Origin of the sequence: Desulfosporosinus sp. HMP52 (assembly GCF_000765145.1) — a bacterium.
Classification (GTDB): Bacteria; Bacillota; Desulfitobacteriia; order Desulfitobacteriales; family Desulfitobacteriaceae; genus Desulfosporosinus.
The window spans coordinates 32013-48650 of the sequence record NZ_JMGA01000003.1; the positions used below are offsets into that span (position 1 = coordinate 32013).

Here is a 16638-nt window from a genome sequence, read left to right on the forward strand (position 1 = left end):
CAAAACTTGATTAAGGAACCTTATCAAAACCTGATCACGATCCAGAGTCGTGATCAGGTTGTTTTTATGTCCGCATAAAACATGGTTGCCTTTAGAGGGAGAGTTGAAGGAGGAAGTTGGTTACGTTTGATAGATTCAAAAATAGAGTTGAAAATAATTGAATAAAAGAAAAAATACTCTTGATTTATAATTATATTAATTATAAAATGAATCTAAATTAATATTCTTTAAAAAGAGTGGGAGGAAAAAATAATGAAAAAATATCAATGTTCAATTTGTGGTTATGTCTATGATCCTGTTCTGGGTGATCCGGATTCAGGGATTGCACCGGGTACTTCTTTTGAAGATATTCCGGAAGACTGGGTTTGTCCAACCTGCGGTGTGGGGAAAGAGGACTTTGAACCTGTTGATTAAGGGGCGCTAACCTATTTTCCGGAGGAAGGGGAGAGAATGATGAGCCAAGAACTTCAGAAAGACCTGGAAAAATTACCGAAATCCTATCAAGATTTCTGGGAAGAAGCAGCCCGCTTTATCCCGGCTAATCGGCGATTTTGTGATCCGTTACATACTTTGGCATATGGTATTGATGCCAGTTTTTATCGTTTGATCCCTAAAATTGTGCTTAAAGTTCGCTCTCCCGAAGAGATTACCAAGATTATCAAGATCTCCCGCCAATTTAAAGTCCCTCTAACTTTTCGAACAGCCGGAACCAGCCTTTCCGGTCAGGCTGTCACCGACTCGGTTCTGGTAGTCTTGCAAGGAGCTTGGAGAGGCCACTCTATCCTGGAGCGGGGAGAAAAGATCGTCCTGGAACCGGGAATTATCGGTGCCGAGGCTAATCGCTTTTTAAAAGACTATGCCCGTAAGATCGGACCGGATCCGGCCTCCATTGATCACGCCATGATCGGGGGAATAGCAGCCAACAATGCCAGCGGAATGTGTTGTGGCACCGCCGACAACAGCTATCAAACCGTTGCCGACATGAAAATCATTTTGGGTGACGGAACCTTGTTGGATACCGGGGATTCCTCCTCATGTTCTGATTTTGCCGCTTCTCACGGAGAGCTTATCCAAGAAATCCTGAAGATCCGGGCTGAAATCATCTCTGACCCTCAGTTGACAGAATCAATCCGGCGCAAATATAAAATCAAGAATACCACAGGCTATAGCCTCAATGCCTTTGTGGATTTTGAAGACCCCCTGGAGATAATTAAACATCTGATGATCGGTTCAGAGGGAACCTTGGGCTTTATCTCTGAAATCACTTATCATACAGTCATTGAACATAGCCATAAGGCTTCAGCCCTGATCATCTATCCGGATATGGAACAAGCTTGCTTGGCAGTGCAAAAATTAGATCGGGAAACTGTAGCGGCTGCTGAATTGATGGACAGAATTTCCTTACAAACCATGGAAGAGAAGCCCGGAATGCCCCCTTACCTGAAAACTCTTTCGGCAACAGCCACAGCCCTGCTGGTAGAAGTTCGTGGTGTGAATGCCGAAACTCTCCAGGAAAAAATTGCTCAAGTTGAAGAACTCCTCCGGGAAATACCCACGGTGCTGCCCCTGAGTTTTACTGCGGTAAAATCGGAGTATGAGAACCTCTGGAATATTCGCAAAGGGATTTTCCCGGCAGTTGGAGCGATCAGAGCTTTGGGAACGGGGGTTATCATCGAAGATGTGGCCTTTCCTAAAGAAAATTTGGCTGAAGCAACTTTAGCCCTCAGAGAGATTATGGACAAATACTCCTATGGAGATGGAATTATCTACGGTCATGCTTTAGATGGCAATCTTCATTTTGTTTTTACCCAAGATTTTGGCCGAGCCGAGGATTTGCCCCGCTATGAGGGTTTAATGCAGGATGTAAGCGAGCTGGTTGTAGCACGTTTTGGCGGCTCTCTGAAAGCTGAGCATGGAACAGGCCGCAATATGGCCCCTTTTGTGGAATTTGAATGGGGTAAAAAGGCCTATGTCTTAATGAAACGTCTCAAGGCAATCTTTGATCCGGAAAGCTTGCTTAATCCGGGAGTGATCATTAATGACAATCCCCAAGCCTACTTGGAAAACTTAAAGAACATGCCTCAAGCTCATCAAATAGTGGATACCTGTACCAACTGTGGTTTCTGTCAAAATATTTGTACCTCGAAAAATCTAACCTTAACCCCCCGGCAAAGGATTGTCATTCAGCGGGAAATTCAAGAATTGAAACGAACCGGGGATGATCCGGAGCGGCTGTCCCGGTTGGAAAAAGATTTTCAATATCCGGGGAATGTTACCTGTGCCGTGGATGGGTTATGTGCAACCACCTGTCCTTTAGGGATAAACACAGGAGATTATGTTAAATTCCTGCGTTCTCAATCCGTTACCCCTGCCAAACGCTGGTTTGCGGACAGCTTAGCAAATCATATGGGCGGAGTTACCGGGGTTATGCGTTTGGGCTTGGGGGCAGTGAATGGAGTACATGGTCTTCTGGGTACCAAAGTGATGAAGAACTTGACTCAGGGAGCCCGGAAAATCTCCGGAGATACTATCCCTCTGTGGAATCCCTGGATGCCCAAAGGGGGGAAAGTTCCGGCACCTTCGAGGGCCACTAAGACAACATCTGCTTTGAAAGTTGTTTATTTCCCCAGCTGTATCAGCCGCTCTATGGGGGCAGCGAAAAACGATTTGGATCAAAGGAGTTTAAGTGAAGCGACCCTGTCTGTGTTAAAGAAAGCCGGGTATGAAGTGATCATACCGTCCAAAATTGACGGCCTCTGTTGCGGTATGCCTTGGGAAAGTAAGGGCTTTTTCGAAACCGCGGATAAAAAGAGTGCTGAGCTGGAGCAAGTTTTGTTTACGGTCAGTGAAGGCGGCAAATATCCCGTCCTTTGTGACACCAGTCCCTGTCTATATAGAATGAAGCGGGTTATGCACTCCGTAAAGCTTTATGAACCGGTAGAATTCATTCACGACTTTCTGCTGCAACACCTCACCTTTCAACAATTGCCGGAAACAGTTGCAATTCATGTAACTTGCAGCTCCGTAAAAATGAACTTGAAAGACAAGTTTTACAATGTAGCCCAGGCCTGCGCAGAAAATGTCATTATGCCCAATGATGTTCACTGTTGTGGTTTTGCCGGGGACCGTGGATTCACTGTTCCGGAATTAAATACCTCGGCCTTAGCTCCTCTAAAAGATGCTCTGCCGGCGAGCTGCCATTCAGGATATTCCAACAGTCGAACCTGTGAGATTGGCTTATCACTGCATAGCGGCCTTAGCTATCAATCCATTGTTTACTTGGTAGATAAGTGTACCACGAGTTCGCAGCCTGAAGTGAGGTGAAACTATGACAGAAGCTTTATTATGGGCCGCCGGAGGGACAGGATTTACTTTCCTGATGACCACCCTAGGCGCGGCCATGGTATTTCTGTTTCATAAAACTATGGGAGGTCAGGTTCAAAAGGTATTTCTTGGCTTTGCCGCCGGGGTTATGATTGCAGCTTCAGTGTGGAGTCTGCTGATACCCTCCATTGAAGAAGCTGAAGCCCAGGGACAGATCGGCTGGATCCCTGCAGCAGGTGGATTTGTTTTGGGTATTGTTTTCTTATATGTCCTGGATAGACTGATTCCCCATCTTCATCCGGGCATTAACCAAACGGAAGGTATGTCCTCTTCCATGAAACGTACTTCCTTGCTCGTGCTGGCAGTTACTTTGCACAATATCCCCGAAGGAATGGCCGTTGGCTTATCCTTTGCATTGGCTGCCCAACACGGTGGTGACTCTGCGGCCTACGCCTCAGCCATGGCCCTGGCTATTGGGATCGGCATCCAGAACTTCCCTGAGGGTGCTGCAATTTCCCTGCCCTTGCGTCAAGAGGGCATGGGTCTGGGAAAAGCGTTTTTCTTTGGCAGTATGTCAGGAATCGTTGAACCGATCTTCGGCATTTTGACAGTATTAATTGCCGCCCTAATCTCTCCCTATATGCCCTGGCTGCTTGCTTTTGCCGCCGGAGCAATGATGTATGTGGTGGTTGAGGAACTGATTCCGGAGGCTCATCTCGGGGAGCATTCCAATATTGGCACATTTGGGGTCTTATTTGGCTTCTTAATTATGATGATTTTGGATGTGGCTTTAGGGTAAGAACTGGCAGTAGTCGGAGTGTCATAAGGGCGTCCCTGTCAAAAGACCGGGACGCCTAGTTTTATTGCACTGGAGCTGAGAGTATCGACAAAATTGGATATAATCATTTTAACCTGTCATTTATCTACCCTGAAAAAACCTCAAAACATACTTAAGAATGATAGATCAGAAAGACAGGCGGCTTCGATCCACAGGAGTGAACCCATTGCATAGTGAGGCGGTAAGGCCCACAAAGCTGGTGCGGGGAAGCGGAGCCACGGGTTCACATCAGGTATTACCCAGAGGTTTGGCGGAGCCCTGCGCCAGCAAGTGGGCGAGCCTCGGAATGCTGGGTACGAAGACACTGTCTTCGCACGAATTAGCTTGTCTTGCACGGATGTGGGCGAAGTCGCCTGACCCCAGCAACCCGTTTGCATCATCTAATGGCACCGTCGCAGCGGCATGGGGGCTACCCGTACATAGCCAACTTGTTGACGAAGACTAAGCAAAAAAAATATTGAGCCTAAGAGAACCTTCGATTATAATAAGTTAGTGTTAATTACTAAAGATAACATATTAGTGATGAATTGAGCTTCTAACTAATTCTCGTAAGGGACACAGATAAATGAAGGGCAGGTTGAAACCGTGCGAAAAGTAACCACTCCTGTAATAACAATCATAGTCATAGCCATTTGTTTATTCTTGGCCGGCTGTTCTCAGGCTCAGAATAAAAGTGATCCTGCTGCCACAGCGACTTCAACAGATCTCTTAAAGGCCAATTGGGATGAGGTGGCAAGCCAGGCTAAAGGGCAAACCGTTAACATGTACATGTGGGGTGGAAGTGAATCAATCAACCGTTACATGGATGAATGGGTTGCCCCCCGGTTAAAAGAGGATTACGAAGTTACCTTGCAGCGTGTACCGGTCAATGATATTAACGACACTATCAATAAGCTGCTTGCCGAAAAGCAGGTCAACAAAAAAGAGGGCAGTGTGGATCTGATCTGGATCAACGGTGAGAATTTTAAGAATGCTAAGGAACAGGATCTGCTCTGGGGTTCTTTCGATAAGCAGCTGCCTAATTTCAATCAATATATTGATGCTAATGCCCCGGATATAAAAGATGATTTCGGCTTACCTACGGAAGGCTTAGAAGCACCCTGGGGTAAAGCCCAGTTTGTCTTTATTTATGATTCTAATAAAATAAAGACTCCTCCAACTTCCATGGCTCAGCTCGCTGATTGGGTTAAGCAAAATCCAGGCAAGTTTACTTATCCTGCTCCTCCCGATTTTACGGGGAGCGCTTTTATAAGGCAGGCCTTATATGAAACGACAGGTGGTTATCAACAATATATGAAACCCCTGGACTCGGATAGCCTTACTCCAAAACTCTCCCCTCTCTGGAATTACCTGAACTCCATGGAGACTTCTTTATGGAGAGAAGGAAAGACTTATCCGGAAAGCTTAGCCAAACTGGATCAGCTTTATGCCAATGGCGAGGTCTGGATGACCATGGGATATGATCCGGCCAGGGCATCTAATGAGATTAAGAAGGGAACCTTCCCGGCGTCCACCCGTACCTTTGTGCTTGAAGCAGGTACCCTGGCCAATACCCATTATCTATCCATCCCTTTTAACTCCACCCATCAAGCGGGGGCCATGGTGGCCATCAATTTTATGCTTTCTCCTGAAGCCCAAATTGCCAAATTCGACCCGCTTAATTGGGGGGAGGATATGTCCTTGGACCTCCAGAAACTATCTCCGGAAGACCAAAAACTAGTTTCTGAGATAGACCGAGGGATTGCTACTTTACCTGCAGGAGAATTGGCCAGTCATCGCCTCCCTGAGTTACCCAGCGCCTATGTAGATGTTCTTGACAATGGTTGGCTGGAATATGTGGCAAAATAGTAAGCCCTATTGGCTGGTTCTTCCTACGGTGAGCGTGATTGTGATCTTGTTTTTTGGCGGTCTTGTAGAAGGGTTGGCCCACAGCTTGGGATATTTTCCGGCTGCGGGTCAATTAGATTTTTCTACTCGGGCCTATCATAAATTATTAAGCTCGAAGGATTTTTGGCTGTCCCTTTGGCTCACCTTAAGGATTTCCTTCTTAGCCACGCTTTTCTCGGGGATTCTTGGTATGGGAATCTCCCTTTTCTTTTTGAGAAATCAGCAGAGAAAATCCCGCATTGGCCTCTGGCTCCAGGGCTTGATGAATCTCCCTTTAGTCATTCCGCATTTTGTGGGAGCCTATATTATTGTGCTTATGTTCATGCAAAGTGGTTATCTGGCGCGCATACTTTATGGCTTCGGTTTAATTCAGCAGTTTGAAGCTTTTCCTGTGTTAACCAATGATCCAAGAGGGTGGGGGATTATCTTAGCCTATACCTGGAAGGAAGCCCCTTTTATTGCCTTGATGATCTATCCGGTATTAAAGAACATTTATTCTAACTGGCTGGAAGTAGCCAAAGTCTATGGTGCCAAACCTTGGCAGTTTTTTATAGAAGTAGTGGTTCCCCTCCTTTTGCCGGCTTGGACTTCAAGTTGTTTCATAGTGTTTGATTTTACCTTTTCGGCCTTTGAAGTGCCCTATTTGCTGGGGATTACCTACCCCCAGATGCTGCCGGTATTATCCTATACCCTCTATACCAATGGTGGGTGGGAACGAATGCCCGAAGCTATGGCGATCAACGTAGTTTTGACCCTTATCACGGCGTTATTAGGGATCATGGCTTACAAACTCAGCCGCCGGTGGGGAATGCCGGGAGGGAAGAGTTGATGGAGAAGTTAACTATGAAAGGTCTTAGACATTACCTGGGTTTTCCGATGGGACTACTCCTGACTTTTACCATGGCGCTTCCGATTATCGCCTTACTGGTCAATAGTCTTTCCTTTGGCTGGCGCTGGCCGGATCTATTTCCCCAAGCTTTAACCAATAGGGCTTGGAGTTATGTTCTGTCAACGACTTCGGGAACTTATGCCTCCGTAGGACTTAGCTTGGAAATTGCTTTGGTTGTAACAATCATAAACCTTGTTTTGGGAATGCCGGGTGCCTATGCCCTGGCCCGCTATAACTTCAGAGGAAAGCTGTTGGTGGAGGGAATCGTCTATGCGCCAATTATCGTTCCCGCCTTTGCTTCGACCATGGGGATTCAGATGACCTTTCTCAGGCTGGGGTTAACCGAATCTGTTTTAGGAGTTATCTTAGCTCATTTAGCGCCGACCCTACCCTATATGGTCAGAGCCTTAATTATAAGCTTTCAAACCCTGAACCCTTCCCTGGAAGATCAGGCCAGAACCTTAGGAGCCGGTTGGTGGCAGTGTTTTTGGCAGATCAGCTTACCTCATCTTGTTCCCGGCATAGTTGCCGGAGCAAGCTTAAGTATTCTTATCTCACTAAGCCAATATTTGATCACCTTCTTGATTGGAGGTGGCCAGGTGGTAACCTTGCCCTTACTCATGTTTCCTTTTATTAATGGGGGGGACTTGGCTATCGGAAGTGCATACGCCGTCCTTTTTTCAGGGATGGCTGGTCTGGCCCTTTATGCTATGAGTTGGGTGCTAAAACATTATTACGGAAAAAGACTGGATTTTCATATCTAAATAGAATTTACAGAAAGAGTCCCCAATAAAACAGAAAACTGAACAACTGCAAATGCTTGGCAAAGGGAGAGAACCCCATCCACTGAGCAGGCTCTATAGATAGCTTAAGGAGCAAGACATGAATCATCTTTATTTAAAGGGAATCGAAAAAGGTTATTACCATTCCGACTCAGATTCTTTTGAGTTGAATATACCCCAATTGACCATTCAAGAGGGAGAGCTTTTCGCCTTGCTGGGCCCTTCCGGCTGCGGGAAGACAACTCTGCTCAAGGTGGTGGCCGGCTTGCTGGAACCGGATAGGGGGGAAGTCTGGCTTGGTGATCAAACTATCAGTAAGATCCCGACAGAAAAAAGGGGCTTGGGCATGGTTTTTCAACAAGCATTGCTTTTCCCCCATATGACGGTTGAAGCTAACGTTGCTTTTGGCTTAAAAATGCAAGGCATCTCTAAAGGGGTTCGTCTGGAAAAGGCTAAGTCGATGCTTAAAGCAGTCGGACTTTCCGGTTTTGGAGATCGCTTTCCTGCCGAGCTAAGCGGAGGGCAGCAACAGCGTGTATCTTTGGCCAGAGCACTGGTGACCTGCCCCCAGGTGCTTTTACTGGATGAACCCTTTAGTTCCCTTGATCCGGAACTGCGGGAGGAGATGCGGGATTTGCTCAAAGGATTACAACAAGATTATAAGCTAACCACCTTGTTGGTAACCCATGATGTCAACGAAGCTTTCGTTCTGGCTGATAAGATCGGTATTATGAAGCAGGGGCGAATAATGCAAATTGATCAACCTCAGATACTCTATGAAAACCCCAATAGCCCAGAGATCGCTATGTTTTTAGGGGCTAAAAATGTCATCTATGGGCAACTATCCCAAGGGGTATTCCAATCAGGTTCATTTAAGTTAGCAGTTCCGGGAAAAGAGGAATTCAACCAACAGCCGGGTTGGATCGTGCTTCGTTCCGAGAATTTGAAACTATGCCCTGTCCCGGCAAGTACTAAATTCAGTCAGATAAATAGGGATTTAATTCTGAGGGGCAGCGTCGAAAAATCTGTTTTTTCTCAAGGGTCTTATCATGTGACAGTTCAGATGGATTCACAATCAGTAATCCTTAGCTTCCCTGCAGATCAGAGTTCAAAGCCAGGTTTAGGAGAAGTTCTTGAGTTAACCTACGACCCACAGGCATTAGTTTTTATCCCGGAATACTGACCTAAAAGGAGATCATTATGCTTGATACACATGCCAGAAGATATATACAGCCGATTATTGACTTGACTGCAGATTTTCTTGATCGTTTAACGATTACAGCCAATCAGGTGACTATAGCAGCTTTTGTGATGGGGGTTTTTTCAGGAGTTACAATACTGTTTGAGCAACCGGTTTTAGCAGTTTCCTTACTCTGGTTTTCCGGCTTTTTAGATGCCGTTGATGGTTCGATTGCCCGGAAACATAACGCAGCCAGTCCTTGGGGAACCTTGATGGATATTACCTTTGATAGACTTGTCGAGCTTTCGGTAATCTTAGGACTGGCTTGGTGTTATCCCGGAGTTCGGTTTTTGCTGCTGCTGTTAACCGCGGGAATCATTTTTTCCATGACGGTATTTTTAACCGTTGGTGCCTTGGTGGAGAAAAAAGGAATTAAATCTTTTTACTATCAGGCAGGACTGGCAGAGCGGACAGAGGGGTTTATCTTTCTTTCTCTGATGACCTTATTTCCCGGCTGGATCAACATCTTTACAAGCCTATTCATTCTTGCGGTAACTTTCACTGCCTTGCAAAGACTGTGGGAGGCAAAGAGAATATTATAACTGAATGGGATAACATATTTTCACAATCATAATAAAAAAATTATTTGAATAGATCATAGTTAAGTTATATAATAATCACTGTTGTGGTTATTCGGGGATTTAAGGAGGTGAAGAATTGTCAATAAATAAGAAAAAAATTACAGCTCTCCTGATTGCGGTCTTATCCTTAATCTTCATTGGATTGTATTTATTAATCCCTTCCCTGTCAGAACAACTGAATAAGTCAGTAAGTCTTCTTTCCCGTGCCGACATTAATGGTATGAGAGACTATTTAAGGGGTTTTGGTATTTGGGCGCCGATTGTTTCCATGGCTCTCATGGTGTTTCAAGCCCTTGCGGCTCCCTTGCCGGCATTTGTAATCACTTTCGCTAATGCTTGGATTTTCGGTTGGGTTATGGGTGCCCTTTACTCTTGGACGGGAGCGATGATCGGGGCCTCCCTTTGTTACGTCATTGCCAAAGCTTTTGGTCGACCTGTCATCGAGAGAATGGTTGGCAAAAAGAGTTTGGAGACAACGGATAGGTTTTTTGAAAAGTATGGTAAACATTCCGTGATGATTGCCCGCTTATTACCGATTGTTCCCTTTGATATTATCTCTTATGCTGCGGGTTTGACGACCATGGGGTTTTGGGAGTTTTTCTGGGCTACAGGCTTGGGTCAATTGCCGGCGACCATCGTTTACTCTTGGCTGGGAGAGAATATGTCTCCCACGGCCAAATACTCACTCTGGGCTCTTTGTGGTTTCATGATACTCTTAATTGTCAGTCTAGCCATTAAGAAACGGTTTGATCAAAAGCTCACAGGAGATAAACATGCTTAATAAAAACTTGAAGCTGTTGCTCAAAGTGCTGTTCTCCTTGGCTCTCATCGGTTGGTTTATTAAAGCCTTTGATTGGGCTCAGATTGTCGGAATGCTTGCCGGGGTGAAACTTAGCTGGCTGGCTGTCGCAGTAGGGTGGATACTTTTGGCTATGGTTGTCAGTACAGTTAAGTGGCATGTCATTACTGCAGCCCTAGGGCTTAAACTCAGTTATCGAGAGTTGTGGCGGGCCTATTGGGTGGGAATATTTTTTAACAACTTTTTGCCTTCCAGTATTGGCGGCGACGGGCTGCGGATACTTTGGGCAGCAAAACTAAGCGGAGATTCTCCCGGTGCCACATCTTCTGTTGTCATCGAACGGATTTTAGCCACGACAGGGCTGGCTCTTTTAGGATTACTGGGGTGTATGTTTGTTGACAATCCCAATCAGAAATTGATTTGCTTATTTTGTTTTCTTATTGTCCTGACTGCCGGATTATTAGCTTTAGTAATTGGCGGGAGGGCCCCGAAGTTTATTATGGCCAGCCAAAATAAGATTTCTGTATTTCTTATCGGAATGACCAAGCATGGTGTGAGAGTCAAAAAAAATCCTCTCTCCCTGGTCAATGCCTTAGCCTGGTCTTTTGTTTTTCAAGTCTGCATTGTTGGTACAAATTACGCCTTGTTTCAGAGCCTTTCCCTGAGCATGGTGGATGTCTTACAGTCAGTTTATGTCATACCGGCAACCTCAGTAGCATCTATGCTGCCTTTAGGTATTAATGGCTATGGTCTGAGAGAGGGTGCCTATGTTATGCTGTTAACTCCTTTTGGAGTGCCCAAGGCGGGAGCTTTTAGCACTTCGGTTTTGTTTGCTTTCTTAGTCAGCGCTTGCAGCCTTTGGGGCGGTTGGCTCTGGTTTACCGCCAGAGAAAAGAAGCAAATCTTTAATTCAGAATCAACAACAATTTAAACTAATCTAATTAATGAGGAGAGATTTGCAAGATGAAATTCATGTCAAACAAAACACTAAAAATGAGTAAGGTTTTATTATCAGCGGTTCTTTCAGTAGGTATTATCGCCTCCCTTAGTGGCTGTGGTTCAAATGAATCAGCCAAAAATTCTGCTACCCCCCCGGCGGATTCCGCTGGTTCCAACTTAATAGTGAGCCAAACGAATCCGATTGTTATTGATAAAGAGGCTAAAACAGTCAAGGTCTACACAGAAGTGAATGGCAAGTACTTTGTTGAACCAACCCGTCACGGTGTCGTATTTAAAGATGGTTCAAACGGTTCAAAATCTGTGCTAAAAGCTTGGGGAAATCAAAACGACTTCTATAACGGTTTAGTCGATATCGGTGCCAAACCGGGGAACAACTTAAAGCTTGATTCCGTTGGAGTGGCCGTCGAAGGTGATCCCCTGGATGTCTCTATCACCTGGGCAGGAGCCGGAAAAGAAATTCCTTTTGGAGATGGCATTCTTGATTCAACGAAAAAAGGCTTTGATTTCCGTTTTGGTGGCAACCAAGAAAATGCTAAAGCTAAAAACACGGGCTGTATTCTCTGCTTAGATAGTTGTCCCGTGGGTATTACCAGTAATGCTGCTCATCCAACGAAAGATTTTGACAACAAAATAGCTGAATTTAAAGGAAACCAAGAGGTTCTGCCAGCGGATGGTACCCCTGTAGTTGTGACCTTTAAGCTTAAATAGGTGAGATATACACTATGAATACTAAACAAAGGAAATGGTTAAATGTCCTGGGCTCAGGACTGTTAGGATTTAATTTTGGCTTTGTGGCTGCCCTTCTCCTCGCCCAATGGACTTGGCTGGAGCTTAGGGTTAACACTGGCCTGGCAATTCTGGTGGGAGTAGGGATCGGCTTAGGCATTGGCTTGCTTAGAACGATTAAACGCCCTTTAGCTGTTGAGAGTATCTCCCTGCTGGCTATGCTTATCTCGCTGTTAGGTATTGGCGATGCCCAAATTTCGTCGCTCAAAATCCTAACGGGGTACACCATCCGGGAAGGGCTCTTAATGCCTGATATATCTTTGCAAGTTGCTAATCTTATCTTTAGCCTCTTAACATTAGGGAGTATTTTAAGTGCTATAGTCCTTAAACGTAAAATTTCAGGATAGAACCTCCCGCTACAAAACAATTATTCTACAAATGTTTGGGGATTTTCTCCGGAGAGAGAGTACTTAGTGATGGGGGAAGGGACATGAAAGAAATAAACGTTCCGACAATTGGGGTACAAGGATTAAGCGGGCCGGATATAGCTAGAGAAGCCATGCAGCGGGGTCTAAACTGTTGTGAATCCGTATTAACCGCCGCTAATGAAGTATGGAATCTTAAGCTAAGCTCGGACCTGTTTTTTGCAGCTAAACTATTTAAAGAAGGAATGGGCAATGGCTGTACTTGTGGGGCACTTGTGGGAATAGTTCTGGCCTCCGGAGTTATTCGAGAAAGATATGGCTTACCCGAGGATGAAGACCTGGCTAAGCGGTTACACTCAAGTTTTAAACAAGAGTACAAGTCTTCTTGTTGTGCGGTATTGCGAAAAAAGCAATCGTTTTTTGATCGAATCAGCAAAAAGGGTTGTATTCGAGTGACCGAGGGTGCTACTGCCATACTCGTTAAAGAGTGGGAGAACTTGCAGCCGTTAAACGAAAAAACAACTTAATTTTTATACTAGAAACAAATACCTCCCGAAGCCTTAGCCACGGGAGGTATTTGTTTATCTACTTGGCAACGTCATATTTAGCTTCTTGCCAGGTTGTGATGCCACCTGGTAGTCTATATACCTCACTAAAGCCCTGTTGTTTAGCGAGAACTGCTCCCACGTCACTTCTGTTTTACGACCTAATTGTAGCAGCATAAGCGTCATCGTGTATTGCTCTGATTCATGATTCCCCTAAACTTACAGCAAATCTATTAGTACTTTTTCATGCTGCTGGCATCCAGCCATTGTTTTGACGGCATATTTGGAAATTCTTTCCGATTGGACACTGTTATTAATTAAAAGTTAATAGTACGCTGCTCCTTTCGACATGCTTCACTTCTTAAGCATGAGATAATTATCAAGATCAGAATAGAAGGAGTGTAGAATAGAATGAGCAAAAAGATAGTTGCCTTAATCCTTATTTTATGTAGCTGTATTATGTTTGGCAGACCGGGATATGCAGTTGCAATTGAGCAGGATTCAGGCGCTGAAGAATCAGAAAGACCCGAAGTGGACAGGCTGTCTGGGCTAACAAAATTTGAGACTGCTAAAATAATCTCTGAATATTATTGCAATGGTAAAGCTAAGAATGTAATACTCGCAACGGGCAATGATTTTGCAGATGCTTTATCTGCAAGTGTCTTAGCTCACGAGAAGGAGGCTCCTATACTCTTAGTTGATTCTGCAGTGGAAAACTCAAAAGATGCCTTTGAGTTCTGCACAGAACATCTTGATAAAAGTGGCACGGTTTATATAATTGGTGGTACTGGAATTATAGGGGAAGAATTCGAAGCTAAACTTAGCGAACTTGGATTTACGAACGTGATCAGAATTGCTGGGCTGGATAGATATGATACATCTTATCAGATTGCCTGTTCCCTTAATAAGGTAATTTCCACAGTAGTTTTAACCTCCGGCGAACAGTATGCCGATGCCTTAAGTATATCTAGCTTTGCGGCAAATAAAGGATGGCCGATTCTTTTATCCCCCCATGGTGAACTGCCTCAAGGAATAAAGACCTTCCTGCAAGAAAAAAAGCCTTTGCAAGTATACATAGCTGGGGGAGTAGGGGTGATCTCTGATAATGTTACATCGGAAATAGCAAGTCTCCTGCCCCAAGCGAGTATCCAACGATTGATGGGAGAAACCAGGTTTGATACAAATGTGGCCATTGCAGAAACCTTCGCACCAAATCCATCAACCATCTACCTAGCAACTGGGTACGGGTTTGCCGATGCTCTAGCTGGGAGTATCGTGGCAGCCAAGTCGGGAAATCCAATTATATTTATCGACCCTTCAGTCCCCACATTGCCTAAATCAACTGCGAGTTACTTTGCGAAACTTTATGCAAATATCCAAAACCCCAGGTTGGTCTCTTTTGGTGGCAGCGGAGTTGTAAAGGATGAGATATTAAAAAGTTCAAGAGACTTGATTTGGGGTGCAGCCAGAGAGACGAGTATCTATTCTATAGATGATATCTCTGCTGCTGTTACTCAAAAGGAAGAGTATTCTTTGCCAACTACGCTTCAAGCAAGGCAATATAACAGTGAAATTATTGAGGTGCCTGTTCAGTGGAATCCTAAGTTCGTGGATACTGACAAAATAGGATTGCTAATCTATGAGGGAACTGTTGATGGCTATAATAAAAATATTAAACTTAATCTTACGGTCAAAGAACCGGTGCCAATCCCAATTGCCCAATACACTACATATTTTAATGCTGCTCATCTAAATCGAACAGAGAACCTTCGCCTCGCTGCCAAGGCTCTCGATGGGAAACTATTAGCGCCGGGAGAAGGTTTTTCTTTTAACGAAAGTGTTGGTGAGCGAACTGTTCAAGCCGGTTATAAAGAGGCTATGGTTATCGTGGGAGATGCTTTCGTCCCAGGGCTTGGCGGCGGAGTATGTCAAGTTTCCTCGACACTTTATAATGCTGTTACTCTAGCCAATTTGCAAATTATTGAAAGGCACCCTCATTCTCTGCCCGTGGATTATGTTCCTTCCGGTCAAGATGCAACGGTTAGTTATCCAATCCTCGATTTCAAATTTAGAAACAGTAGAAAGGTTCCTATTCTAATTCGCAGTATCGTTGCTGAAAACTCCCTAACCTTTCAACTTTATGAAAAGAGCGAAAAATAATGCAAATCGGCCGTAAAAAACGGCCGATTTGTTGTTTGAGATTATCCGGTTTTTGCCTCTCCCATAATGATTCTATAGTATTTATTTAGTTCTTCATCGAGATCCTGACTTAACTTAATGACGGAGGGATCGGAGATGCTTTTACCTTGCCTTACAGTGTAGCAGAGTTCTTTGCGCAGATCCTCAATAGTCGCCAGTAAAATCTTCAAATCTTTGGATATTTTCATCCACTCCTCTTTTAAGGAGATAATAGCAGAAATTGGATAGGAAAAGTGTGACTCAAATCTCAATTTAGCTGTGTTAATTACATCAAGTTAATTGGCATATATTAACTAATTCCTTTCAAATAGTTTTCAGCTATTCAGCAAAAACTAAGCGGAAAGTATTGAAAGGAGCTAGTAAAATGAAAGTACTTGATAATCTTAATAGGGTTGCAAGGTATATGAATGTCAGCAGAAATATGAGAGATTCTATCCCGATTGGTTTCTTAAGTGGTCTGGTGGGAACTATTGCTATGGATCTAAGCAACATAATCTTTAAGAAATCAGGTGTCAGTGAAAAGACATATGCTCAATATGCGGGATCCGTTCTGATGAGTCCCTTTAGACTGTTATTAAAGGAAAATCGAATTTTAGGACAGATCCTCCACCTGATTACAGGCTCAATTGTTGGCATTCCGCTATTTGCTGTTCTGAAGAAAACCGGAAAGGATAATTATCTTTTTAAGGGAGCAGTTTATGGTACATTTACCTGGGAACTTCTTTATTCCTTTGGGTTAAGATACGGAGTTTTCAGAACAAAGGCCTATTCTACGAGAACCCATCTGACTACATTAATCGACAACCTGGTATATGGCTTTTCCTCTGCGGCAACAATGGTTTTTCTAACAGATAAGGCAGTTTTTCCAAATGCCAGTAAAAACCAAGTAGAGACACGAGGAGTCAGTGAATTATCCCAGAGAAGCATTGATCCCAGTGATGAGCTTTTAGATGATTATGAAAATGAAGTGAGGTTTCATTAAATGGTTGTTGAAGCTGTAGACAGAAAGACGGTTCTTCTGTCTGGCTCTGGGGCGGAGCGCTTTTTAGCTGTGTTAACCCGTGCGAAGACGGTGTCTTCGATCTGCATGCGTCTGCGAGTTCCGCCCCTGGCTCGCTGGACGGTTCGCGAGCGCGTCCGAACCTCCGGGCTTTTCTGCATGTGAACCTGCGGCGCGCTACGGAGACGCGAACCGTCGGCCCTCGCCTTAGCGCGGCTCCACTGACGCAGCCGCTTTGCAGACAAGCGCTCCTTCAGCCAGTTTGTTGCGAGTGGAAGCAGAACTTTGAGAGTGCTCAGGTTAGGTTTCGCGGAATCTTACGCGTGTTAGGTATTTTTCATCATCTGATGGTGCGGCTTTGGTAGCGGCATGAAAATCTACTCTGAAAAAAGCCCCAGGACATACTTAAGAATAATAGACCCTAAAGACAGGGCGGCTTCGAT

Annotated in this window: 16 protein-coding genes; 15 read left to right on the plus strand and 1 reads right to left on the minus strand. The window is 44.6% G+C overall.

Annotation, left to right across the window (positions count from 1 at the left end):
* The first annotated feature begins 252 nt into the window (after positions 1 to 252).
* The 14 genes from rd (at position 253) to DP73_RS01460 (ending at position 15156) form a co-directional block, all read left to right on the plus strand.
* The gene (gene rd / locus DP73_RS01390) at positions 253 to 414 is read left to right on the plus strand and encodes a rubredoxin (protein ID WP_034596910.1); all 162 of its coding nucleotides are present in this window, start codon (positions 253 to 255) and stop codon (positions 412 to 414) included.
* A gap of 36 nt (positions 415 to 450) precedes the next feature.
* Entirely contained in the window at positions 451 to 3324 is a 2874-nt protein-coding gene (locus DP73_RS01395) for an FAD-binding and (Fe-S)-binding domain-containing protein (protein WP_034596912.1), read from the plus strand.
* Between the two features lie 4 nt (positions 3325 to 3328).
* Positions 3329 to 4123: a ZIP family metal transporter gene (locus tag DP73_RS01400; RefSeq protein ID WP_034596913.1), complete on the plus strand. Its 795-nt coding sequence runs from the start codon at positions 3329 to 3331 to the stop codon at positions 4121 to 4123.
* A gap of 624 nt (positions 4124 to 4747) precedes the next feature.
* Positions 4748 to 6010: an ABC transporter substrate-binding protein gene (locus DP73_RS01410; RefSeq protein ID WP_081962904.1), complete on the plus strand. Its 1263-nt coding sequence runs from the start codon at positions 4748 to 4750 to the stop codon at positions 6008 to 6010.
* Positions 5997 to 6878 carry an ABC transporter permease subunit gene (locus DP73_RS01415; RefSeq protein ID WP_034596916.1) on the plus strand — a complete coding sequence of 294 codons (882 nt, stop codon included), beginning with the start codon at positions 5997 to 5999 and terminating at the stop codon, positions 6876 to 6878. The genes DP73_RS01410 and DP73_RS01415 overlap by 14 nt, the downstream gene beginning before the upstream one ends.
* Positions 6878 to 7702, plus strand: coding sequence for an ABC transporter permease (locus DP73_RS01420; protein ID WP_081962905.1), 825 nt, complete (start codon positions 6878 to 6880; stop codon positions 7700 to 7702). Before DP73_RS01415 ends, DP73_RS01420 begins: the two co-directional genes overlap by 1 nt.
* A 118-nt stretch (positions 7703 to 7820) precedes the next feature.
* On the plus strand, positions 7821 to 8903 hold the full coding sequence (locus DP73_RS01425) for an ABC transporter ATP-binding protein (protein ID WP_034596917.1): 1083 nt from the start codon (positions 7821 to 7823) through the stop codon (positions 8901 to 8903).
* Between the two features lie 17 nt (positions 8904 to 8920).
* Positions 8921 to 9502 carry a CDP-alcohol phosphatidyltransferase family protein gene (locus tag DP73_RS01430; RefSeq protein WP_034596918.1) on the plus strand — a complete coding sequence of 194 codons (582 nt, stop codon included), beginning with the start codon at positions 8921 to 8923 and terminating at the stop codon, positions 9500 to 9502.
* A gap of 115 nt (positions 9503 to 9617) precedes the next feature.
* Positions 9618 to 10322 carry a TVP38/TMEM64 family protein gene (locus tag DP73_RS01435; RefSeq protein WP_128751360.1) on the plus strand — a complete coding sequence of 235 codons (705 nt, stop codon included), beginning with the start codon at positions 9618 to 9620 and terminating at the stop codon, positions 10320 to 10322.
* Positions 10315 to 11271, plus strand: coding sequence for a lysylphosphatidylglycerol synthase transmembrane domain-containing protein (locus tag DP73_RS01440; RefSeq protein ID WP_034596919.1), 957 nt, complete (start codon positions 10315 to 10317; stop codon positions 11269 to 11271). Before DP73_RS01435 ends, DP73_RS01440 begins: the two co-directional genes overlap by 8 nt.
* A gap of 32 nt (positions 11272 to 11303) precedes the next feature.
* The gene (locus DP73_RS01445) at positions 11304 to 12008 is read left to right on the plus strand and encodes a YdjY domain-containing protein (protein WP_052090330.1); all 705 of its coding nucleotides are present in this window, start codon (positions 11304 to 11306) and stop codon (positions 12006 to 12008) included.
* Positions 12009 to 12022: 14 nt separating this feature from the next.
* Entirely contained in the window at positions 12023 to 12433 is a 411-nt protein-coding gene (locus DP73_RS01450; RefSeq protein ID WP_034596920.1) for a hypothetical protein, read from the plus strand.
* An 83-nt stretch (positions 12434 to 12516) separates the two neighbouring features.
* The gene (locus DP73_RS01455) at positions 12517 to 12978 is read left to right on the plus strand and encodes a C-GCAxxG-C-C family protein (RefSeq protein WP_034596921.1); all 462 of its coding nucleotides are present in this window, start codon (positions 12517 to 12519) and stop codon (positions 12976 to 12978) included.
* A gap of 429 nt (positions 12979 to 13407) precedes the next feature.
* The gene (locus tag DP73_RS01460) at positions 13408 to 15156 is read left to right on the plus strand and encodes a cell wall-binding repeat-containing protein (RefSeq protein WP_034596922.1); all 1749 of its coding nucleotides are present in this window, start codon (positions 13408 to 13410) and stop codon (positions 15154 to 15156) included.
* A 41-nt stretch (positions 15157 to 15197) separates the two neighbouring features.
* On the opposite strand, the gene DP73_RS01465 is transcribed toward DP73_RS01460, so the two are convergent.
* A complete protein-coding gene (locus DP73_RS01465; RefSeq protein ID WP_034596924.1) occupies positions 15198 to 15383 on the minus strand; it encodes an aspartyl-phosphate phosphatase Spo0E family protein in 186 nt (61 codons plus the stop codon).
* Between the two features lie 176 nt (positions 15384 to 15559).
* On the opposite strand from DP73_RS01465, the gene DP73_RS01470 reads away from it, so the two are divergent.
* A complete protein-coding gene (locus DP73_RS01470) occupies positions 15560 to 16177 on the plus strand; it encodes a DUF6789 family protein (protein WP_052090331.1) in 618 nt (205 codons plus the stop codon).
* Positions 16178 to 16638 lie beyond the last annotated feature (461 nt).

Coding starts and splice junctions, on each gene's coding strand:
- rd (WP_034596910.1), top strand. CDS start 253: ATGAAAAAATATCAATGTTCAATTTGTGGTTATGTCTATGATCCTGTT.
- DP73_RS01445 (WP_052090330.1), top strand. CDS start 11,304: ATGAAATTCATGTCAAACAAAACACTAAAAATGAGTAAGGTTTTATTA.
- DP73_RS01425 (WP_034596917.1), top strand. CDS start 7,821: ATGAATCATCTTTATTTAAAGGGAATCGAAAAAGGTTATTACCATTCC.
- DP73_RS01415 (WP_034596916.1), top strand. CDS start 5,997: ATGTGGCAAAATAGTAAGCCCTATTGGCTGGTTCTTCCTACGGTGAGC.
- DP73_RS01430 (WP_034596918.1), top strand. CDS start 8,921: ATGCTTGATACACATGCCAGAAGATATATACAGCCGATTATTGACTTG.
- DP73_RS01400 (WP_034596913.1), top strand. CDS start 3,329: ATGACAGAAGCTTTATTATGGGCCGCCGGAGGGACAGGATTTACTTTC.
- DP73_RS01455 (WP_034596921.1), top strand. CDS start 12,517: ATGAAAGAAATAAACGTTCCGACAATTGGGGTACAAGGATTAAGCGGG.
- DP73_RS01460 (WP_034596922.1), top strand. CDS start 13,408: ATGAGCAAAAAGATAGTTGCCTTAATCCTTATTTTATGTAGCTGTATT.
- DP73_RS01420 (WP_081962905.1), top strand. CDS start 6,878: ATGGAGAAGTTAACTATGAAAGGTCTTAGACATTACCTGGGTTTTCCG.
- DP73_RS01450 (WP_034596920.1), top strand. CDS start 12,023: ATGAATACTAAACAAAGGAAATGGTTAAATGTCCTGGGCTCAGGACTG.
- DP73_RS01440 (WP_034596919.1), top strand. CDS start 10,315: ATGCTTAATAAAAACTTGAAGCTGTTGCTCAAAGTGCTGTTCTCCTTG.
- DP73_RS01465 (WP_034596924.1), bottom strand. CDS start 15,383: ATGAAAATATCCAAAGATTTGAAGATTTTACTGGCGACTATTGAGGAT.
- DP73_RS01470 (WP_052090331.1), top strand. CDS start 15,560: ATGAAAGTACTTGATAATCTTAATAGGGTTGCAAGGTATATGAATGTC.
- DP73_RS01395 (WP_034596912.1), top strand. CDS start 451: ATGATGAGCCAAGAACTTCAGAAAGACCTGGAAAAATTACCGAAATCC.